Raw genomic sequence first — 20,225 nt, forward strand, 5'->3', positions numbered from 1 at the left:
GCCGCATGGCCGGGAATGCCGGCGGGTTGCCGGCGAACAAAAGGGTTCACGCTCGATCTCCATGAGCAATTCGACGGACGCCGCGAGCCTGCAAAGGCTCACTGCGGACGGACTACGGGCAGGGAGATCAGGAAATGGGCGGCTTCAGGCCCGGGGCGGGCTCTGCGCTGGCGAAGCGGGCCGCGTGTGCAGCCGGTGGCGCCTGGGGCGCGCTGTGCACGATGTCGATGAGGGGCATGCCGCCGAGCGCGACGGTGTGGCAGACCTGGCAGGCAGTGCAGGTGCCGCAGCCCTGGTGGCCCGCGCCGTTGTCGCTGTTGTCGTGGCCGCCGGTGTGGTCGGCCATGTTCATGCTCATGTCCATCGACATGGCGCCGCTGTCGGCCGCCATGCCTTCATGGCAATGCGCTTCGCTGGCCGTGGTGGCCGAAGAAGCCATCGACACCGCCGCTGCCGCTGGCAGCGAATGCCGCACCATCTCGAACGCCATAGCGTCGCCGAGCCAGCCGCGAATGGGCAGCAGGGCGATCATCAGGGCGAGCAGCAGGGTGCGCATGGGGCGCGATGATAAACCGGTGGCCTAAGACACCAGCTGGCCGCGGGCCTTGTCGGCCCACACCTGCAGGTTGTCGAGCAGGTCTTTCTGGCTGAAGGAGCAGCTCTCTTCGCTGAAGAGCGCGCTCGATTCGAGCCGGTCGAGCAGGTTCAGCAGCACCTCGCCGTAACGCGGGGGCAGGGCGGCGAGCAGCTCGGTGCTGGCGCGGGCCTCGTTCGACAGCGCGGTGACCGACCCGCTGCCGCCGTTGCGCAAGGCGCCCAGGTGCGTGGCGATGGCGTCGAGCTGCTGGCTGGCATTTGCGCTCATGAAGAAGCCTTTCCGGGTGGCGGCAGCGACAGGCCGCGCTCGCGCATCAGGTCGCGCAGCACGTCGGGGTAGTCGGTGATGAGGCCGTCCGCGCCCCAGTCCATCAGCCGCAGCATGTCGGCGCGCTGGTTCACGGTCCAGGGCAGCACCTTCAGGCCGAGCTTCTGCGCTTCCTTGATGACAGTGGGCGTGAGGTCGGCGTAGGCCGGCGACCAGATCACCGGGCCCGGCGCATTGGCCGATGCGGCCCTGACCATCTGCGGCACCGAGGCAAAGCCGGCCGCGTCGAAGCCGGCCGTCCAGCGGCTGTCTTTCAGCGTGCGGGGCGTCGTGAGGTAGGCGCGCGGCAACTGCGGCGCGAGCTGGCCGACCAGCGCCAGCGTGCGCCAATCGAAGCTCTGGATGGTCACGCGGTCGGCCATCTTCGCCTTGTCGATCTCGGCCAGCAGCGCGCGCACCATGGGTTCCGGCGCGGCGGTTTCACCCGGCTTGTTCGGGTCGATCTTGGTCTCGATGTTGAAGCGCACCGTGGCCGCATCGGCGCCGCGTGCCTGCACCTGCGCGAAGAGCGCGGCCAGCGTCGGGATGCGCTCGCCATCGCGCGGCTGCTGCAGCGCGAACTGCTTGCCGTAGTCGCTCGCGGGGTTGAGGCGGCCCACGTCGTAGGTCTGCAATTGCGCCAGCGTCAGCGAGCGGATGGCCGCGCCGCTCTTCGGCGCGAGCCAGGCGCCGCCCGCGTCGCGCGTGTGGTCGGGGTTGAGCGAGGTGTCGTGCGAGATCACCACCACGTCGTCGGCCGTGAGCCCGATATCGAGTTCGAGCGTGGTCACGCCCATGTCGATGGCGTTCGAGAACGCGGCCAGCGTGTTCTCGGGCGCCAGGCCGCGCCCGCCGCGGTGGGCTTCCAGGTCGAAGTGCTGCCGGGCCGTGGGCATGATGGCCGCGCAGCCGGTGGCTGCCAGGGCGACGGCAAGAAGGACGTGTTTCATTTGAGTTGGACCTTGATCCCGTTGTCTGTCACGGTGATGTCGCCGATCTCGTAGGTCTTGCGGCCGACCGTGAGTTCATCGGCCGTGAAGCTGCGCAGCACCTGGCCTTGCAGCAGCTCTTGCGCGACCACGCCGCCGACCTTCTGCAGCCGCTGCGCATCGCGGCCTTCCACGCCCTGCAGCTCGAGCTTTTCCGCCTTGGGCTGGTCGAGCCGCAGCGCGCGGGTGGCGGCGTCGTACCTGAGCGCGCTGCTGACCGACACGATCCCCTGCACCGGCGATGCCGCCAGCAGGGGGCTCGCAATGGTCAGCGTGGCCGTGATGGCCGCGCGGTTGGCCTGCGCATCGAGGGCCAGCTGCGGATCGCGCAGCCCGACCATGAAGATCTCGGCATAGCGCTCGGCCACCGGAAAGCGCTTGGCGATCTGCGCCTGCAGCTCGTCGCGCGTCGCGGTGTATTCGCTGGTGAAAAAGTTGAAGCCGGCCAGCGCCGCGAACGGCGCCGGCAGGGCCACGGCGCCCAGCAGCGCACGCAGCAACCGACGGCGGGAGGTGGTGGGGGACGGGGTGCGGAGGTTCATACCGTCCCGAGCTTGCCACAGCCGCAAAGGTTCCCGCCAGCCGCCCCGGCGTTGTTTCAGAGTGGCCGGCGACGGGCGTAGCGAACGACCGTCACGCCGGGCTTGGCCTGGCGCGTGGACGGCATCACCAGCACGCAGTCGTCATAAGGCGTAACGACGGGCTCGCCCTCGTTCCAGCCGATCACGGTGCCCGCGCGCTCGATCACTTCGAGGCCGGTGAAGGGCTGGGCAAAGCGGAAGTCTTCGCCGCGCGCCACGACCGGGCCGGTCACGTCCAGCGCCCATTGGCGGGGCGCGTCGGGTTGCAGCCAGCCGGGCAGTTGCTGCGCGATGGCGTCGTCGCCGAGCGTGCCGGCGGAGCGCAGGAAGCGCGCGCACTGGTCCTGCGCCACGGTGCGACTGGCCGGGTCGCCGTGGAAGCCGCATTCGACCAGCAACGCCAGCGCATCGCTCTGCGCGTCGGCATCGGGTGCACCGAAGCGGCCGAAGTCGCGCATGCGCACGCCGTCCTTGTGGCCCGCGTCGATGACCACGTGCTCCGGGCTGCGCATCGCCTGCGCCAGCACCAGGTTGCGAGGCTGGATGCCGGTGAGCGTCAGCGGTGCCGAAGGCTCGTGCATCGAGTGCAGGTCGAGCAGCCAGTCGGCCTGCGTCACATACGGCTGCAGCGCGGCGGCACGGCGTCGCTCCCGTGTGCCGCCGGCCTCGATGCGATCGGGCAGCCACTGGCGGTTGAGGTCTTCGTCGACGAAGCGCGAGGCGTCGTGATCGGCCGCATCGAAGGTGTCGAAGGCCTCCAGGTTGCAGAACGCGAGCGTGAGCTTGCCGCGCTGCGGACGCACGCCCGCTTCGAGCAGGCCCTTGAGCGCCCAGGCGCCGCACACCTCGTTGCCGTGCACGAGTGCGCTGATCATCACGTGGCGGCCGGGCGCGTCGGCCTCGAAGTGCCAGACGCCTTCGACGCCGGTGTTGCCGGCGCGCCAGGCGGAAAGGTCGGGGGCGGGGAGTTCGAACAGCGTGGACAAGCTCATTCCTTGATGTTGGCGAATTTGACGATGGTCTTGTACTTGGCGGTCTCGGTGACCAGGAACTTGTCGATGTCCACGTTCGACGTCGGGACGACCGAGCTGGTGGCCTCCATCTTCTTGCGGAAGTCGGGCGACTGCAGCGTTTCGTTCAAGGCCGTCTTCAGCCGGGCCAGCACAGGCTCCGGCAGCTTGGCCGGCCCCATCAGCGCGAACCAGACGCCGATGTCCAGCCCCTTGAGGTTCGGGTTCTCGCTCAACGCCGGCAGATCGGGCGTGATGGCCGAGCGCCTGGCCTCGGTAGTGCCCAGCGCCACCATCTTGCCGCTGCGGATGTAGGGCAGCGCGCTGGAAAGAACGAACACGCCGAAGTCGATGTTGCCGCCCAGCAGGTCGTTGGTGAGCGGTGCCACGCCGCGGTAAGGCACGTGCGTCATGAAGACGCCGCCCTGCTGCTTGAGCATTTCGCCGGCCAGGTGCAGCGAGGTGCCGACGCCGGAGCTGCCGTAGCTGTACTTGCCGGGGTTCTTCTTCAGCAGCGCGAGGAATTCGCCGCTGTTCTTCACGCCCACGCTGGGCGCTGCCACCAGGACGAGCGGCTGCGAGGCGATCAGGCCGATGGGCGTGAAGTCCTTCGGCTCGTACTTCACGTTGCTGTTGACCAGCTTGTTGATGGCGATCTCGTTGCTGGCACCGGCGAGCAGCGTGTAGCCGTCGGGTGCGGCATTGGCGACCTTCTGTGCGCCGATGGCACCGCCGGCGCCGCCCACGTTGTCGATGATCACCGGCACGCCCAGGCGGTGCGACAGCTCGACGCCGAGCGCGCGGCCGGTCAGGTCGGTCGAGCCGCCCGGCGGGTAGGCCACCACCAGCGTGATGGGCTTGTTCGGGTAGGTCTCGGCGCCGGCCGGGCCGGACGCTGCCCAGGCAAGGCCGCACAGGGCGACGGCAAGACAGGAGGAAAAAGGGCGGGGAAGACGCATCGTTGCCTCGGAGTTGTAGTAATCCCGGGGATTTTGCGGAGCCGGCCCTGCCTGCGCGGTGCCATGCTGGCACGAAGCCGTGCCGATTGGGTTGAAAGGGGGTCGATGCGGGGTCAGCGTGGGGTCATGGCCCGCCACACGTCTTCGGCCAACGGGCCCAGGCGGCGCTTCGGCCGGTACAGCCGGACTTCGAAACGCGCTTCCATCCGCCGCCCGCCGGCCTGCACCAGCCGGCCCGACTTGCAATCGCCTTGCACCATCGACCACGGCAGCCACGCCACGCCCAGCCCCCTGAGCACGTATTCATAGAGCGCATCGGCCGAATCGCATTCGATGCGGCGCTTCAGGCGCGGCGCCTGCGGGTTGTTGGCGAGCAGGTCTTCGACCATGCGCCCCATGGCGAGCGTGCGAACGTACGACAGGAACGGCACTTCGCCGGCACCGTCGAAGCTGTGCACCGCGCGGCCCTGCGCGTCGGCGAGCGACACCGGCACCAGCTTGTCGGAGGCCACCGTCACATGGGCGAACTGACGCCCGTCGAGCCGGAAGGTGAGCGCGGCGTGGTGAAAGATGAGCGAGAAGTCGACCTCGTTGTGTTCGAGCATCCGCACGGTTTCGGCCAGCGCGCCCGTCAGCACGCGCACCTCGCCCTGGCCCAGCACGGGCTGCAGCCGCACCAGCCAGTCGGCCATCACCGTGCGCGCCAGCGTGCGGCCCGTGACCACCGTGACCGTGCGGGCCTGTCGGCCGGCCACGTTGTGCACTTCCTCGCGAGAGCCTTCGAGGCTGCGCACCATCTGGCTGGCGTTGTCCAGGAAGCTCTCGCCCGCGGCCGTCAGCACGACGGGCGAACTACCGCGCTCGATCAGCGTCGTGCCGGCCCACGATTCGAGCGCGCGGATGCGCCGCCCGAAGGCCGGATGCGTGACGTGCCGAAGCTCGGCCGCGCGCGTGAAGCTGCGCGTCTGCGCCAGCGCGATGAAGTCTTCCATCCACTTGAATTGCATGGTGTGTGGCGCGGCTCGCGGGTTGCGTGGGTGCGCTAGTTCAGGCCCGCCACCGGGTAGCGCCGCCATTCGGGTTCCGCGTGGCGCTGGCCGTGCGCAAAGATGTAGCCCAGCACCGCTTGCGGGTCGGAGAGCTTGTCGGGGTTGTCCTGCTTCCATTGCTCGAAGCCGGCCTTCAGCAGGGGCTCGTCTTCCAGCATCTGGTGGGCGGTGTCCTCGAAGACGTAATCCGAGAAGCCCGCCTTCTTCTCCAGCACGCTGTTGAAGAAACCCCAGCGAAAGAAGCTGTCGTGGGCTTCGGGCTCCAGCGTCTCGACGACATAGCGGGCCTTGGGTTGGTCCAGGGACACACGCACGTCGCCGGCACGGGCGTGCACGGTCTCGGCTCGGGTCACGAGCACGACTTCGTCATGGAACATGTGTCCTTCATACGGGCCCGCCCGCGAGACCACGCTCTGGATGCGGTAGACCCTCGCGGAATGGAAAACCTGGTCTTGCGTCAGCCGCTCCAGCGTCACGCCGTTCCATTGCAGGCGCTCGATCACTTCGCGCCAGGCCTGCGGAATGAGGTAGGCCTTGGGGGCCGTGGCCGAGGCGTCTTCGAGGTAGCGGTCGAAGTAGGGAATGTCTTTTTCCCACGGCTGGTTGCGGTCATAAGACAGGCGCTGGTAGGTGCCGAGGCTGCTGGGCGTGCGCACCGCCCGGTACCCCTTGAAGCGCAGGCTGGCCGGCCGGCCGAGGTCCGACTTCCACAGCAGGGGCCAGTGCACTTGCCGTGCGGCGCCGGCCTTGGCCTCGCGCCGCAACTCTTGAATCTGCGCCGCACGCGCCACGGTGAAATCGAGCACCACCTCGACCAGCGTGCGCATGGACGCCACGCGATCGGCGTAGGGTTTGAGCATGTGGGTCTCGGGCATGAAGCCGATGGTGTGGTGCAGCGCCGCGTAGCCGGTGGAAAAGCGCGGCAGGTCGAGAAAGTCGGCGATGCCGTCGTCCGGCGTTTCGGCCACGCAGTTCACGTAGGGGCTGGTGGGCCATCCGCGCTGGTCCATGCCGCCGTAGATCGCCGGCAGCATGCGCTCGCGCAGGAACTGGCCGAGCCCCGCGCCCAGCTTGTCGGGCTGGGTCGGAATCAGCGTCATCGTGCAGGCGTAGTCGGCGCCGTTGGAGGTGTGCGTGTCGACCATCACGTCCGGGTCCCACGCGGTGAAGAAGCGGTTGAACACCTGCGCGGCGAGGCTGTCGCACTTGATGAAGTCGCGATTCAGGTCCAGGTGCCGTCCGTTGCCGCGAAAGCCGAAAGACTCCGGCCCCTGCTGGTTCGGGCGGGAGGTCGTCTGGCGATTGAGGCAGCCGTCCACGTTGTAGACCGGAATGAACAGGAAGACCGTGTTGCCCAGCGCGGCCAGCCGATCTGGCTGCGTGCAGAAATCGCGCACCAGCGCCATGCAGGCGTCGATCCCTTCGGGCTCGCCGGGGTGGATGCCGTTGTTGTTGAAGAACACGGGCCGGCGCTGGCGCTGCAGCGCCTCGCGGTCGAATTCCCCGTCGGCCGTCACCACACCGGCATGGATCGGAATGCCGTTGTCCGACACGCCGATCTGCGCCCAGCGCAGCACCGTCGGAAAGTGCCCGGCCAGCCGTTCGTAGAAGGCGATGCACTCGGCCCAGGTGGCGGTCTGGTCGTGGTTGCCGCTTTCGTACGGCGTGGGGTAGGCGTTGTCTTGCGTGGCGGTCATGGACGAGTTCTCCGTTTCGGTTACTGGCGTTCCAGCGGAAGTTCGTAGCGTGCAAAGGAGGTGGCCCCTTTGCGGATCTCGCTGTGCAGCGAGAAGCCGAAGCGCTCGTAGAGCGAGCGCAGGGGCGCGCGGTCCGCCACGCAGTCGAGCCGCAGATGCTTGAGGCCTAGGCTCGAGGCACGTTCACGCGCGAAATTCAGCAGCGCCGTCGACACGCCGTGCCCCGCCCAGCGCCGGCCCACCGCCAGCTTGTGGACGAAGGCCGAACTGCCGCTCTCGATCTCGGGCCAGAAGTGCGGGTCTTCCAGGTCGAAGCGCATCACGCCCGCCACCTCGCCGTTTTCCCGGGCGATGAAGTAGCGCCCGGCATCGGTGTCGCGCTGCACGCGTTCCAGGCTGATGTCGGCAGCCGCCCACAGCGGCCGGCCTTCGTTGGCCAGCCATTGGGCGGCTTCGTTCAGAACCGCCGCAACGGTAGCTGCTTCAGTGGGGTGGGCTTGTTCGATCTGCATGGGGCGCAAGCATAAGCATGCGCCGTGCATCGGTTGGCTCTAGGCGTGGCGGACCACATGGAACCCTTCGTCTTCCGATGGCGCGGCAAAGTGGCTCGTGATCAGGTCGAACTGCGCATCGCTCGTCTCGAACGGGTGCTCTCCGCTCGCATTGCGTGCCCGCAGCCGCTGCTTGCAGACCGCGTCGGGCACGTCCAGAAAGTGAAGCTGGTGCGCCGCGCCAGCCGCCTCGAAGATGCCGCGTGCCCACGCCCGGTTGCTCACCGTGTTGGCCGGAAAGTCGAGCACCACCGAAACGCCGGCGGCCAGCAGTGCCGAGACATGGCTCGCCATCGCCTGCTTCAGTCGTCCCGAGGCACGCACGTAGTCGGGCAGCTCGCGGATCTCGCCCGGGTACAGCGCATCGAGCCAGGCGTCTTCGCTGATGAGCACCGTGGCGGGCTCCAGTGCAAGGCGCCGGGTGAGCGTCGATTTGCCGGCGCCGATCTTGCCGCAGACCATGTGAAGCGTGGCGGGCGTCGATGGGTTCAATTCGTTTCTCCTGTGACTTTGGAACAAGACCCCAGGAGACAAAAAACCCGCCTCGTGGGGCGGGTCGTATGGCGTGAACTTCTTCTTCGGATCGCGCGCTAACCCACCATCTTTGCGATGGTGCGAATAATCGACGCGATCCGGAGGCAGGCCATGGGCCGAGGATAGCCGAGGCCGAAGCCTTCAGTCATGCAGCGACGACAAAAACTGCTTCAGCTCCGCCGTCTGCGGGTTGCCGAACAGCTCTGCCGGCGGCCCCATTTCATGCACGCGGCCCTGGTGCATGAAGATCACGCGGTCGCTGACCTTGCGCGCAAAGCTCATCTCGTGCGTGACCATCAGCAGCGTCATGCCTTCGTCGGCCAGCGACTCCACCACGCGCAGCACTTCGCCCACCAACTCGGGGTCGAGCGCCGAGGTGATCTCGTCGCACAGCAGCACCGCGGGCTCCATCGCCAGCGCGCGCGCAATGGCCACGCGCTGCTGCTGGCCGCCCGACAGTTGCTCGGGCATGGCGTCGAACTTTTCCGCCAGCCCCACGCGCTGGAGCAGCTTGCGCGCCTGCGAGGCGGCTTCCATCGACGAGCGCTTCTTCACCAGCGTGGGCGCCAGCATCACGTTCTTGCCGACCGTGAGGTGCGGGAACAGGTTGAAGCTCTGAAAGATCATGCCCACGCGCTGGCGCAACGCGCGCATGGCCATGGCGCTTTCGTGCAGCAACGGCTTGCCGTCGACGGTGAGCGAGCCTTGCTGGAACACCTCCAGCCCGTTGATGCAACGCAGCAGCGTGCTCTTGCCCGAGCCGCTCTTGCCGATGATGGCGATGACCTCGCCGCGCTTCACGTCCAGGTCGATGCCCTTGAGCACTTCGTTGGTGCCGTAGGACTTGCGCAGCGCGGTGATGCGCACGATGGGCGCGGCGAAGGTGGCGGGTTCCGGTTGTTTTTCAAGCACGGCGGCCATGGGTCTTCCTCTCGAGGTTCTTGGCGTACAGGCTCACGGGGAAGCACAGCACGAAGTAAAGCAGGGCCACGCAACTGAACACCACGAAGGGCTTGAAGGTGGCGTTTGAAATCATGCTGCCGGCCTTGGTGAGTTCGACGAAACCGATCACCGAAGCCAGCGCGGTGCCCTTGATGACCTGCACCAGAAAGCCGACCGTGGGCGCGATCGCGATCTTCACGGCCTGCGGCAGGATCACATGGCGCATCTGCTCGCCGAAGCTCAGGGCCAGGCTGCCCGAGGCTTCCCACTGGCCCTTCGGAATCGAGGCGACGCAGCCGCGCCAGATCTCGGTGAGAAAGGCGCTGGTGTAGAGCGTGAGCGCGACGCTGGCCGCCGTCCACGCCGACACGTCGATGCCGAACAGCGCAATGCCGAAGTAGGCAAGAAAGAGTTGCATCAGCAGCGGCGTGCCCTGAAAGAGCTGCACGTACAGGCCCACGGCCTTGTCCGCGACCTTGCCGCCGCGCATGCGCAAGGTCAGCAACAGCGCCCCGACGATGCCACCGCCGACGAAGGCGATCAGCGAGAGCACGACAGTCCAGCGCAACGCCATCAGCAGGTTGCGCAGGATGTCCCAGAGAGAAAAATCGGTCATGACGACGGGTTCCTCGCGTTCAGCGGCCGAAGAAGAACTTCGGCCCTGCCCAGTCGAGCAGCCGCCGCAGCGCCACCGACAGCGCCAGGTAGATCAGCGTGGCGACGATGAAAGCCTCGAAGGCGCGGAAGTTGCGGCTCTGGATGAGGTTGGCCGCGTAGCTCAGCTCTTCGGTCGAGATCTGGCCGCACACCGCCGAACCCAGCATCACGATGACGATCTGGCTCACCATCGCGGGCCACACCTTCTTCAGTGCCGGTGGCAGCACCACGCGCAGGAACACCTGCGCCTTGCTGAGCGCCAGGCTCACGGCCGCCTCGATCTGCCCCTTGGGCGTGGCCTCGATGCCGGCGCGGATGATCTCGGTGGAGTAGGCGCCCAGGTTCATCACCATCGCGATCACCGATGCCACTTCAGGCGAGAGCTTGACGCCCGCGGCCGGCAGCCCGAAGAAGATGAAGAACAGCTGCACGATGAAGGGCGTGTTGCGGATCAGCTCCACATACGTGCCCACGATGAGCCGCAGCCAGCGCGGGCCGCCCGAGCGCGCCCAGGCGCAGAAGGTGCCCACGGCCATGCCCAGCACCGTGCCCACGGCCGTGAGGCCGATGGTCCACGCCACGCCGCGCAGCAGCAGCGGCCATTCGGCGAGCACCGCGCCAAAGTCAAACTCGATGTTCATGGCCGCGTGCTTCGATCAGACCGGCAGGTCGCCGGCGGCCTTGCCGAGCCACTTCTTCGACATGGCGTCCAGCGTGCCGTCCTTCTTGGCGGCGGCGATGATCTCGTTGACCTTGGTCTTCAACGCGGTTTCGCCCTTGGCGATGCCGACGAAGCAGGGGCTGTCTTTCAGCAGCAGCTTGAACTCGGCGCTCACCTTCGGGTTCTTGGCGAGCATGTCGCCGGCGACGGCCGCGCTGGTCGCAAGGGTTTGCGTCTGGCCGGCCACGAAGGCCGCGATGGTCGCGTTGTTGTCCTCGAAGCGGCGGTAGTCGACATTCGGCGGCGCCACCTTGTTCAGCTCCTGGTCTTCCATCGCGCCGCGCGTCACGGCGACGGTCTTGCCGGCCATCTCGGAGAAGTTGGTGAGCTTCATGCTCTTGGCGGCGTACACAGCCTGGAAGAAGGGCGCGTAAGCCGAAGAAAAGTCGATCACCTTCTCGCGCTCGGGGTTCTTGCCGAGCGTGGAGATCACGAGGTCGGCCTTGCGCGTCTGCAGGTACGGGATGCGGTTGGCGCTGGTCACGGGCACCAGCTCGACCTTCACGCCGAGCTTGGCGGCGATCAGCTCGGCCATTTCGACGTCGAGGCCCTGCGGCTTCATGTTCTTGTCGACCGAGCCGTAGGGCGGGTAGTCGGTCGGCACGGCGATCTTGATGGTCTTGGCCTTGAGCACGTTGTCCAGGGCGTTCTGGGCCTGGGCGGCACCGGCGGCGGCCAGCATGGCGACGGACACCAGCGCGAGCGAGAGATGGCGTTTGGACGAAGAGAAGTTCATAGCAGGGCTCCTAGGTAAGTCGAAGAATCTGGGGTGTCGTCGGGGGAGGGCGCGGCCGCCTTGTTGCGGCGCCTGGGTTTTGCGGTTGCCGTGTTCTGCAGCGGCGCCAGCGCATCGCGCAGCTGCGCGAGCGGATCGCTGGGCGCCTGCACCCGCAGCGCCGACTGCACCGTGCCGATGTGCTCGGCCATCAGCGCCTCGGCGGCGGCGTGGTCGCCGCGCTCCAGCGCCGCGACGATCTGCACGTGGTCTTCGCACGACTGCACCGCGTCGTGCGTGGATTGGTAAAGCATGGCGATCAGCGTGGTGCGCGCGGTGAAGTCGCGCAGCGTGTCGGCCAGCAGCGTGTTGCCCAGGCACTCGGCCAGGCACACGTGGAAGTCGCCCAGCAGAAAGCTGCGGTTGCCGACGTCGCTTTCTTTCAGTGCGGCCTTTTCACGCTGCAGGTGCGCCTTCAATTGGCGCAGGGCGGCCTTGTCGATGCGGCCGGTGCTGCGGATGAGGCCCAGCTCGATCACGCGGCGCGCCTCGAAGGCTTCGCGCGCCTCGTCCTGCGAGGGCTCGATCACGAACCAGCCGCGCCGCGCGCTCACCGTGACGATGCCGCGCGCCGCCAGCCGGGTGAGGGCCTCGCGCACGATGGTGCGGCTGCAGTCGAACAGCATGGCCAGTTGCTGCTCGCCCAGGCGCGAACCCGGTGCGAGCTTCTGCGCCATCACCGCTTCGACGATGCGCGCACTGATTTCGGATGCGGATGTAGACATTCGCCTGCATACCAGCAGCTTCTGTGCCAACTGGTATGCAAGATCTGTGCACCGAAATGGATCGGTGCCGTGCGGCGCGTGCCTTGGGGCGGGACGCGATGCGCCCCGTCAGTGCGCCATCCGCCCGCCCTTTTTTCTCTTCGGAGGCGCGATCAACTGGCCAGCGTGGCCTTCAGCGTGATCTCGGGCACGCTCGCGAGCGCCTTCGACAGCGGACAGCCGGCCTTGGCGGCGGCCGCGATTTCCTGGAACTTCGCTTCGTCGAGGTTGGGCACGGCCGCGTCCAGTTCGAGCTGGATGCGGTCGATCTTGAAACCGGCGCCGTCCTTGGCCAACCGCACGGCGGCCTTGGTGTCGATGCGTGTCGCGGTCAGGCCCGCCGCTTCCAGCGCGAAGGCAAAGGCCATCGTCAGGCAGGCCGCATGGGCCGCGCCGACGATCTCCTCGGGGTTGGTGCCGCGCTTGTCGTCCTCGAAGCGGCTCGCGAAGCCATAGGGGTAGTCCTTCAAGGCGCCAGTCTCGGTGCTGATCTGGCCCTTGCCGGTCTTGCCGGCGCCTTCCCAGTGAACGCTTGCGTGCTTGTCTGCTGCCATGGTGGGTTCCTTCGGTGGTTGGGTGGATGGGTGGATGGGGTCGTGAAAGAGAGCGTCAGGTATCGCGCGGAAAACCGGCCGTGTCTGTAGTCGCACGGCGCATCCGCCATCTGCGGCGAGTGTGAGAAGAAAGGGCGTCGCCAATGTGACGCACCGGGGGCTTCCCCGATGGGAGGCGTGGCCGGGGCGGCTTAGGCTGGTGCGTCTTTCTTCGCCTTCCTCCCGTTCTTTTTTCTTCTCCCTTCCCCGCCGTTTTCACCATGCAACAACGCCCGCACTACAAGTTCTGGCCCAAACGCCTGCCGCATTCGATCACCGTGCCCGCCACCTCGATGTGGCACAACCTGGCCACCTCGGCCGCGCGCTACCCGGACAAGCCCGCGCTGGTGTTCTTCGGCCGTGTGGTGAGCTACCGCGATTTCGCCGCCCAGGCCGAGCGGCTGGCCGGCGCGCTGCATGCGCTGGGCGTGAAGCGCGGCGACCGCGTGATCCTGGACATGCAGAACTGCCCGCAACTGGTGATCGCGCATTTCGCGATCCTGCGGGCCAATGCGGTGGTGGTGCCGGTCAACCCCATGAACCGGGCCGAAGAGCTCAAGCACTACATCACCGACCCCGACGCCAAGGTGGCCTTCATCACGGGCGACCTGGCCGGCGAACTGGCCAAGGCCAGCAATGCCCTGCCGCCCGAGCAGCGGCTGGCCCACATGATCGTGACCCAGTTCACCGACGCCTTCGACGCCGACGCCTCGGGCGACGATGCCCCGGCGCCCGCCTGGAAGGACTGGCTCGCCACCCGCCATCCGCTGCCCGCGCTGGACGGCGGCAAGGTCATCGCCTGGACCGATGCGCTGGAAGCCGGCCACCCGCCGCCCGAGCACGTGGTGGGCGCCAACGACATGGCGCTGCTGCCCTACACCAGCGGCACCACCGGCTTGCCCAAGGGCTGCGTCCATCACCATTCGAGCCTGATGCACAACGCCGTTGCCGGCCAGATGTGGGGCGGCTCGACCTCGGAGGCGGTGGTGCTGGCCGTGGTGCCCATGTTCCACATCACCGGCGTGGTGAGCATGATGCACACGGCCATCCTGGCGGCGGCGACGCTGATCATCATGCCGCGCTGGGACCGCGACGTGGCCGGCCGGCTCATCTCGCGCTGGAAGGTCACGGCGTGGACCAACATCCCGACCATGGTCATCGACCTGATGGCCAGCCCGAACTTCGCAAGCTACGACCTGTCGAGCATGAACTACATCGGCGGCGGCGGCGCCGCGATGCCGCAGGCCGTGGCGCAGCGCCTGCTGGAGCAGTACGGCCTGAAGTACCAGGAGGGCTACGGCCTGACCGAGACCGCCGCGCCCTCGCACACCAATCCGTCGGACAACCCCAAGCAGCAGTGCCTGGGCATTCCGTTCATGAGCACCGACGCGCGCGTGGTCGACCCCGACACGCTGAAGGAAATGCCCATCGGCGAATCGGGCGAAATCATCATCCACGGCCCCGAGGTGTTCCAGGGCTACTGGAAGCGCCCCGACGCCACGGCCGCCGCCTTCGTCGAGTTCGAGGGCAAGCGCTTCTTCCGTTCGGGCGACATGGGCCGCATGGACGAGGACGGCTACTTCTTCATGACCGACCGCCTCAAGCGGATGATCAACGCCAGCGGCTTCAAGGTCTGGCCGGCCGAGGTCGAGCTGCTGATGTTCCGCCACCCCGCGATCCAGGAGGCCTGCGTCATCTCGACCAAGGACGACTACCGCGGCGAATCGGTCAAGGCCGTGGTAGTGCTGCGCCCCACGCACAAGGACACCACCGAGCAGCAGATCATCGACTGGTGCCGCGAGAACATGGCGGTCTACAAGATCCCGCGCAAGGTGCAGTTTGTGGATGCGTTGCCCAAGAGCGGCAGCGGCAAGGTGATGTGGCGGCTGCTGCAGGAAGACGAGAACGGGGCGAAGAAGTAAGCAGAGCAGGCCCGCCAAGCCTGCCTGCGGAAGCTACCGGGCGCTGGGGCTCTGCTTGCGCCCCAGCGACTTCAGCAGCGCCTGCGCTTCTTTCCTGCCATTCGGCGTGATCGAGGGCGATGCCGCCGCCTTGCCCAGGTAGTGAACGACCTTGTGGTCGTTCCGGTTCGCTCCCTCCCACAGAAAGAGCCGCCCCAGCTCCAGCGCCGCGTCGCCGTCGCCTTGCGCATAGGCGCGCTCGAACCAGAACCGGGCCCAGCGGAAGTTGCCTTCGTCGCGGTAGCAGATGGCGAGGTTGGCGCACCCTGCCGCGTCGCCCGCCTTGGCGGCCTTGCGGTACCAGTCGCGTGCGGCCGCGGCGTTTTTCTTCACGCCGATGCCGTGGTCGAGGAAGTAGCCGACGCTGTTCAGCGCGTGGATCTCGCCCGCCGCCGCGGCCTTGAGGAACAGCGAGAGCGCCTTCTTGTGCGCGCCGGCATCCCATGCGTCGTTCGCCGCGAGGAACCAGTCGTCCTGGGTGGGTTCTTGCATGGTGCGTGCTCTCCTTCGAAGCGCTGCTCAAAAGAAAAAGTCTGTGTACCGATTCGTTCCGGCGAACGGATCACTTAGCCTCGATCGGTTTCGCCATTCTGCCTACCTCCCGTTTCTTCTTCATGTTCCTGCGCGCGCTGCTGCTTTCCGGCCTTCTTGCCTTTTCTCCTCTCCTGACCCACGCGGCCCCCCGAACCTGCCTTGTCGTCGGCATCAGCGACGGCGACACGCTCACCGCGCGCTGCGGCCGCATCGGCGCCTACGAGCGCGTGAGGGTGCGCATCGCGGCCATCGACGCGCCCGAGAAGGCGCAGCCCTACGGCCAGCGCAGCAAGCAGGCGCTGAGCGACCTCTGCTTTCGCGAGCAGGCGCTGATCACCGAGATCGACACCGACCGCTATGGCCGTACCGTGGCCGACGTGAGCTGCAACGGCGAAGACGTCGGCAGCCGCATGGTGTCGCAAGGCTGGGCCTGGGTCTACGACTACAACCGGCTGGCCACCAAGCGCGGTGGCGGTCTGTTCAAGCTGCAGGACGGCGCACGGGCCAAGCGCCTGGGCCTGTGGGCCGACGCCAGGCCGACCCCGCCGTGGGATTGGCGAAAGCGCCAGCGGGCGCAGCAACCGCACTGGGGCGGTTTTTTCTGAGCGACCTTGGCGAGGTAGGGCGCGCGTGCACCGCTTCGCGCGGTGCCCTCAGCAACTGCGCGAGTACCAGCAGCGCACCTCGGGCATGAACAGGCCCAGGGCGAAGCTGATCGCGCAGAAGACCAGCATGATCAGCGCCGCCATGCGCAAACCTTCGGCGTTCCATCGCGGCGCGAAGGTGCTGACGATGAAGCCCGAGAGAAAGGTACCTTCAAGCCAGGCCGCGCCGCCCCAGCGCAGTATCCAGAGCCAGAGCGTGGCGTCGAGTGCGTGGAAGACGGTCCACCAGAACAGCGACATGGCCGGTCAGGATTCGCCCTTGCCTTGAACATCCGCCACCACGCGCGCATTGCGCTGGAAGCTCCAGTAGGCGCCGGCCCAGTCCATCATCACGACGATGCGGTTGCGAAAGCCGATCAGGAAGTACGCGTGCGCGAACAGCCAGAACAGCCACGCGAGCCGGCCGCTGAAACGCAGCGGGCCGAAGGGCGTGCCCAGGTCCACCACCGCCGAATTGCGGCCGATGGTGGCAAGGTTGCCGTAGTCCGCATAGCGGAACGGCACGGTCGGCTGGCCCGCGATGCGGCGCAGGATGTTCGCGGCCGCGGCGCGGCCCATCTGCTTGGCACCGGGTGACACGCCGGGCACCGGCTTCGGCGGCTTGCCGGGCGCGTGGCTCATGGCGGCGGCCAGGTCGCCCACCACGCTGATGTCGGGATGGCCCGCCAGGCTCAGGTCGGGCTCGACCTTGATGCGGCCCGCGCGGTCGCATTCGACACCGGTGGCACTGCCGAGCATGCGTCCCAGCGGCGAGGCCGCGACGCCGGCCGCCCAGACCACGCAGCTGCTATCGATTCGGTAGCTCGTGACGGCCGTGCCGTCTGCGCCGCCACCGGTCTGCACTTCGAGCCCGGTGGCATCGATGGCGGTGACGCGCGCGTTCAGCCGCACTTCGACGCCCAGCTTCTCGAGCTGCTCCAGCGCCTTCTGGCTCAGCGATTCGGGCATGGCCTGCAGCACGCGCGGGCCGCCTTCGATCAGCAGCACCTGCGCGCTCGACGGATCGATGTGGCGGAACTCGCCCGAGAGCGTGTGCTTGGCGATCTCGGCCAGCGTGCCGGCCATCTCGACGCCCGTGGGGCCCGCGCCGATCACCACGAAAGTGAGCAGGGCGCGGCGGTGTTCGAGGTCGGCGGTGATCTCGGCGGTCTCGAACGACAGCAGCACGCGGCGGCGGATCTCGAAGGCATCGGCCAGCGTCTTCAGGCCGGGCGCAACGGGCGCCCATTCGTCGTGCCCGAAGTAGCTGTGCGTGGCGCCGGCGGCCACGATGAGGTGGTCGTACGGCACCTGGTCGCCGTTGCCCAGTTGCACCGAGCGCGCGGCCGGGTCGATGGCGCTCACTTCGCCCAACAGCGTGGTGATGCGCGGCTGCTTGCGGAACAGCGAACGCACCGGCGCCGCGATTGACGGCGCGGCGAGCCCGGCGGTCGCCACCTGATAGAGCAGGGGCTGGAACAGATGGTGATTGGTCTTGTCGATCACCGTGACATCGACGTCGGCGCCCTGCAGCTTGCGCGCCGCTTCGAGTCCACCGAATCCGCAGCCGACGATGACGACGCGGGGCCTGTCCGAAGGGTTGGTCGTTTGCATTCGACGGATGATACGCAGGCGTTTTGCACGCCCCGGAATCTTGTGCCACAGTGGCTGCCCCGTCGAATTCGCGGCTGCGGGCCCGCGGCGTTTTGTCCTACGCACCGCCGCAACCCGAATGGGCTAAAACTTGCGGCTGACCTCACTGGAGACCCCATGACGCTTTCCCGGCCGATCACACAAGCGGCGGGCGCACTGCGCGACAAGTTTCGTGAGGTGCGCGCCATGAGCCTGGCGCTTGCCGCGCCGCTCTCCGCTGAAGACCAGTGCATCCAGTCGATGCCCGACGCGAGCCCGACCAAGTGGCACCTGGCGCACACCACGTGGTTCTTCGAGACCGTGCTGCTGCAGCCGCATGCGGCGGGTTACCAGGCTTTCGATCCGCGATTCCATTACCTCTTCAACTCGTACTACGAGGCGCTGGGGCCGCGCCATCCGCGGCCGCATCGCGGGCTGCTGACGCGGCCTTCGGTGGACGAGGTGCATGCGTACCGCCGGCATGTGGATGAAGCGGTGGTCGCGCTGCTCGAAGAAGAGAGCGGGCTGGACTGGAGTGCGATCGAGCCCATCGTCACGCTCGGGCTCAACCATGAGCAGCAGCACCAGGAGCTGCTGCTCACCGACATCCTGCATGCGCTGTCGTGCAACCCCCTGCTGCCGGCCTACAAGCCCGCGAGCGGGCCCGCATTGCGGTTGGCCGCCGTGCCGCCCGCGGTGCGCTGGCTCTCGCGGCCGGGTGGCGTGGTCGAAGTGGGGCATGCGGGTTCCGATTTTTCTTTCGACAACGAAACACCGCGCCACCAGGCGCTGGTGCAGCCCTATGCCATCGCCGACCGCCTCGTGAACTGTGGCGACTACGCGCAGTTCATCGCCGATGGCGGGTACCAGCGGGCCGAACTGTGGCTGTCCGATGGCTGGGCTGCGGTGCAGGCGCATGGGTGGCGCCATCCGGCGTACTGGCTGGCGCCCGACGATCCGCGCCTGGGCCTTGGGCTGCAGCAGCAACCGTCGCAGCAAGGGGCTGCTGTGGCCGGCTGGCATGTGTTCGGTCTGCACGGCGTGCGCCCGATGGAAGCCGACGCACCGGTGGCGCAACTCAGCTTCTACGAGGCGGCCGCGTACGCCGAGTGGGCCGGTGCGCGCCTGCCGACCGAGTTCGAATGGGAAGCCGCATGCGATGCGCCCGGCATTTCGCAGATGACCGGCCATGTCTGGCAGTGGACGCGTTCGTCCTATGACCCGTACCCCGGCTTTCGACCGATGCCCGGCATCGCGGCCGAATACAACGGCAAGTTCATGGTGGGGCAACTGGTGCTGCGCGGTGGCAGCGTGGCCACGCCGGCCGGGCACGCGCGGCCCAGCTATCGCAACTTCTTTCCGCCGGCGGCGCGCTGGCAGTTCTCGGGGCTGCGGCTCGCGAAAGACCTTTGATCATGCGCAATCCAAACACCTCGCCTTCGTCGCTGTCGTTCGTGTCCGCGAAGCCGCAGCAGCAACAGCAAAAGCCGTCGCAGTCGCAGCGCGCGCCATCGGCGAGCGAGCCGCTGTCCGAGTTCGGGCGCGAGATGCAGGCGGGCCTGGCGCGCACGCCGCGCAGCATCTCGCCCAAGTTCTTCTACGACGCTGCCGGGTCGCAGCTGTTCGACCGCATCTGCGAATTGCCCGAGTACTACCCCACGCGCACCGAACTGCGGATTCTTGGCGAGTGCGCGGGAGAGATCGCAGGGCAGATCGGGCCGAATGCCGAGATCGTCGAGTTCGGCGCGGGGTCGCTGACCAAGGTGCGGCTGCTGCTCGATGCGCTGGAGACGCCCAAGCGCTATCTGCCGATCGACATTTCCGGCGAGCACCTCGAGGCCGCTGCTGAACGGTTGAAGGCGGATTATCCGAAGCTGGTGGTGCAGCCCATTGCGGCGGACTACACGATGCCGCTTGTGCTGCCTGCGCCGATGGTGGGGGCAGGGCGGCGCGTGGGGTTCTTTCCCGGGTCGACGATCGGCAATTTCGAGCCTGAAGAGGCGTTGGCGTTTTTGCAGTTGGCTGCGCGGATGTTGCGTGGCGGCGGGCTGCTGATTGGTGTCGATCTGGTGAAGGACCCGGGGCGGCTGCACGCGGCCTACAACGATGCGCAAGGGGTGACGGGGGAGTTCAATCTCAACCTGCTGCGTCGGGCCAATGCGGAGCTGGATGCGGACTTCGATCTGGATGGGTTCGCGCATGCGGCGTTCTATAACGCGCCGCGGCAGCGGATCGAGATGCATCTTGTGAGTCGTCGGGCTCAGAGCGTTCTCTTGAATGGGGAACGGTTTGGCTTCGAGGAGGGGGAGACGATTCATACGGAGTACTCGCACAAGTTCACCGTTGAGGGGTTGCGTGCCTTGGCTGTGCGGGCCGGGTTTCGGCCGGGGGCTGTCTGGACGGACCCTGAGAGGCTCTTCAGCGTGCACTGGCTGGCTGCTTAGTTTTGTTTCCCGGGGCCGGGTCTCGCCCCGGCGGGCGACTCACTTTCTTTTGCTTCGCCAAAAGAAAGTAAGCAAAGAAAAGGCGACCCTGCTGTCTGCGTCCCTTCGCTTCGCTACGGGCAACCTGCGGTGCTCACGTTTCGCGGGGTCTCGCCCAAACTCGCTTCGCTCAAACAAGGGCGAGCCCTGATCCGCGAAACGCTGCGCTCCTCGGCGCAGCCAGAAGGGCTTGGAAACCGACGGGCCGTCGCTTCGCTCGGCCCTGCAACAGCCAACAGCCAACA

23 protein-coding genes are annotated in these 20,225 nt (G+C 67.3%); 4 read left to right on the top strand and 19 right to left on the bottom strand.

The window, feature by feature from the left end:
- Positions 1–127: 127 nt before the first annotated feature.
- From BLQ28_RS10890 to BLQ28_RS10965, 16 genes are all read right to left on the bottom strand, one after another.
- Positions 128–556: a hypothetical protein gene (locus BLQ28_RS10890; RefSeq protein ID WP_093238994.1), complete on the bottom strand. Its 429-nt coding sequence runs from the start codon at positions 554–556 to the stop codon at positions 128–130.
- A 24-nt stretch (positions 557–580) separates the two neighbouring features.
- A complete protein-coding gene (locus tag BLQ28_RS10895) occupies positions 581–865 on the bottom strand; it encodes a hypothetical protein (protein ID WP_093238995.1) in 285 nt (94 codons plus the stop codon).
- A complete protein-coding gene (locus tag BLQ28_RS10900; protein WP_093238997.1) occupies positions 862–1,854 on the bottom strand; it encodes a glycerophosphodiester phosphodiesterase in 993 nt (330 codons plus the stop codon). Before BLQ28_RS10900 ends, BLQ28_RS10895 begins: the two co-directional genes overlap by 4 nt.
- The gene (locus tag BLQ28_RS10905; protein WP_093238998.1) at positions 1,851–2,435 is read right to left on the bottom strand and encodes a YceB family lipoprotein; all 585 of its coding nucleotides are present in this window, start codon (positions 2,433–2,435) and stop codon (positions 1,851–1,853) included. Before BLQ28_RS10905 ends, BLQ28_RS10900 begins: the two co-directional genes overlap by 4 nt.
- 56 nt (positions 2,436–2,491) lie before the next feature.
- Positions 2,492–3,466, bottom strand: a complete 975-nt coding sequence (locus BLQ28_RS10910; protein WP_093239000.1) for a M14 family metallopeptidase — start codon at positions 3,464–3,466, stop codon at positions 2,492–2,494.
- A complete protein-coding gene (locus BLQ28_RS10915) occupies positions 3,463–4,443 on the bottom strand; it encodes a Bug family tripartite tricarboxylate transporter substrate binding protein (protein ID WP_093239001.1) in 981 nt (326 codons plus the stop codon). The genes BLQ28_RS10910 and BLQ28_RS10915 overlap by 4 nt, the downstream gene beginning before the upstream one ends.
- Before the next feature lie 113 nt (positions 4,444–4,556).
- Positions 4,557–5,450: a LysR family transcriptional regulator gene (locus BLQ28_RS10920; protein ID WP_093239003.1), complete on the bottom strand. Its 894-nt coding sequence runs from the start codon at positions 5,448–5,450 to the stop codon at positions 4,557–4,559.
- A 35-nt stretch (positions 5,451–5,485) separates the two neighbouring features.
- Positions 5,486–7,189 (bottom strand): M14 family zinc carboxypeptidase, encoded by a 1,704-nt coding sequence (locus tag BLQ28_RS10925; RefSeq protein WP_093239004.1) that lies wholly within the window; start codon positions 7,187–7,189, stop codon positions 5,486–5,488.
- A 20-nt stretch (positions 7,190–7,209) separates the two neighbouring features.
- A complete protein-coding gene (locus BLQ28_RS10930) occupies positions 7,210–7,701 on the bottom strand; it encodes a GNAT family N-acetyltransferase (RefSeq protein WP_093239006.1) in 492 nt (163 codons plus the stop codon).
- 39 nt (positions 7,702–7,740) lie between these two features.
- Positions 7,741–8,202, bottom strand: coding sequence for a P-loop nucleotide/nucleoside kinase family protein (locus tag BLQ28_RS10935; protein ID WP_093239008.1), 462 nt, complete (start codon positions 8,200–8,202; stop codon positions 7,741–7,743).
- 213 nt (positions 8,203–8,415) lie between these two features.
- Positions 8,416–9,195: an amino acid ABC transporter ATP-binding protein gene (locus tag BLQ28_RS10940; protein ID WP_093239009.1), complete on the bottom strand. Its 780-nt coding sequence runs from the start codon at positions 9,193–9,195 to the stop codon at positions 8,416–8,418.
- Positions 9,179–9,832 carry an amino acid ABC transporter permease gene (locus tag BLQ28_RS10945; protein WP_093239011.1) on the bottom strand — a complete coding sequence of 218 codons (654 nt, stop codon included), beginning with the start codon at positions 9,830–9,832 and terminating at the stop codon, positions 9,179–9,181. Before BLQ28_RS10945 ends, BLQ28_RS10940 begins: the two co-directional genes overlap by 17 nt.
- A 19-nt stretch (positions 9,833–9,851) precedes the next feature.
- Positions 9,852–10,514 carry an amino acid ABC transporter permease gene (locus BLQ28_RS10950; RefSeq protein WP_093239012.1) on the bottom strand — a complete coding sequence of 221 codons (663 nt, stop codon included), beginning with the start codon at positions 10,512–10,514 and terminating at the stop codon, positions 9,852–9,854.
- A 15-nt stretch (positions 10,515–10,529) separates the two neighbouring features.
- A complete protein-coding gene (locus tag BLQ28_RS10955; RefSeq protein ID WP_093239014.1) occupies positions 10,530–11,330 on the bottom strand; it encodes a transporter substrate-binding domain-containing protein in 801 nt (266 codons plus the stop codon).
- Positions 11,327–12,094 (bottom strand): GntR family transcriptional regulator, encoded by a 768-nt coding sequence (locus BLQ28_RS10960; RefSeq protein WP_093239015.1) that lies wholly within the window; start codon positions 12,092–12,094, stop codon positions 11,327–11,329. Before BLQ28_RS10960 ends, BLQ28_RS10955 begins: the two co-directional genes overlap by 4 nt.
- A 152-nt stretch (positions 12,095–12,246) precedes the next feature.
- Entirely contained in the window at positions 12,247–12,687 is a 441-nt protein-coding gene (locus BLQ28_RS10965; protein WP_093239017.1) for an OsmC family protein, read from the bottom strand.
- 260 nt (positions 12,688–12,947) lie between these two features.
- On the opposite strand from BLQ28_RS10965, the gene BLQ28_RS10970 reads away from it, so the two are divergent.
- The gene (locus BLQ28_RS10970; RefSeq protein WP_093239018.1) at positions 12,948–14,648 is read left to right on the top strand and encodes a long-chain fatty acid--CoA ligase; all 1,701 of its coding nucleotides are present in this window, start codon (positions 12,948–12,950) and stop codon (positions 14,646–14,648) included.
- A gap of 33 nt (positions 14,649–14,681) precedes the next feature.
- Here the strand turns inward: BLQ28_RS10970 and BLQ28_RS10975 are convergent, their stop codons facing one another.
- On the bottom strand, positions 14,682–15,179 hold the full coding sequence (locus BLQ28_RS10975; RefSeq protein WP_093239020.1) for a tetratricopeptide repeat protein: 498 nt from the start codon (positions 15,177–15,179) through the stop codon (positions 14,682–14,684).
- A gap of 122 nt (positions 15,180–15,301) precedes the next feature.
- Between BLQ28_RS10975 and BLQ28_RS10980 the strand changes: the two genes are divergently transcribed.
- On the top strand, positions 15,302–15,826 hold the full coding sequence (locus BLQ28_RS10980) for a thermonuclease family protein (RefSeq protein WP_093239021.1): 525 nt from the start codon (positions 15,302–15,304) through the stop codon (positions 15,824–15,826).
- Between the two features lie 48 nt (positions 15,827–15,874).
- Here BLQ28_RS10980 and BLQ28_RS10985 read toward each other — a convergent pair whose 3' ends face one another.
- Together BLQ28_RS10985 and BLQ28_RS10990 are read right to left on the bottom strand one after the other, a co-directional pair.
- Entirely contained in the window at positions 15,875–16,126 is a 252-nt protein-coding gene (locus BLQ28_RS10985) for a hypothetical protein (protein WP_093239023.1), read from the bottom strand.
- Between the two features lie 6 nt (positions 16,127–16,132).
- Positions 16,133–17,479: an NAD(P)/FAD-dependent oxidoreductase gene (locus BLQ28_RS10990; RefSeq protein ID WP_093239024.1), complete on the bottom strand. Its 1,347-nt coding sequence runs from the start codon at positions 17,477–17,479 to the stop codon at positions 16,133–16,135.
- 156 nt (positions 17,480–17,635) lie between these two features.
- Here BLQ28_RS10990 and egtB point away from each other — a divergent pair, with 156 nt between their 5' ends.
- Positions 17,636–18,910 (top strand): ergothioneine biosynthesis protein EgtB, encoded by a 1,275-nt coding sequence (egtB, locus tag BLQ28_RS10995; RefSeq protein WP_093239026.1) that lies wholly within the window; start codon positions 17,636–17,638, stop codon positions 18,908–18,910.
- Positions 18,911–18,912: 2 nt separating this feature from the next.
- Positions 18,913–19,941: an L-histidine N(alpha)-methyltransferase gene (gene egtD / locus BLQ28_RS11000; RefSeq protein ID WP_093239027.1), complete on the top strand. Its 1,029-nt coding sequence runs from the start codon at positions 18,913–18,915 to the stop codon at positions 19,939–19,941.
- Positions 19,942–20,225: the final 284 nt, after the last annotated feature.

This window comes from Variovorax sp. EL159, assembly GCF_900100965.1.
In the GTDB taxonomy this organism is placed as follows: domain Bacteria; phylum Pseudomonadota; class Gammaproteobacteria; order Burkholderiales; family Burkholderiaceae_C; genus Variovorax.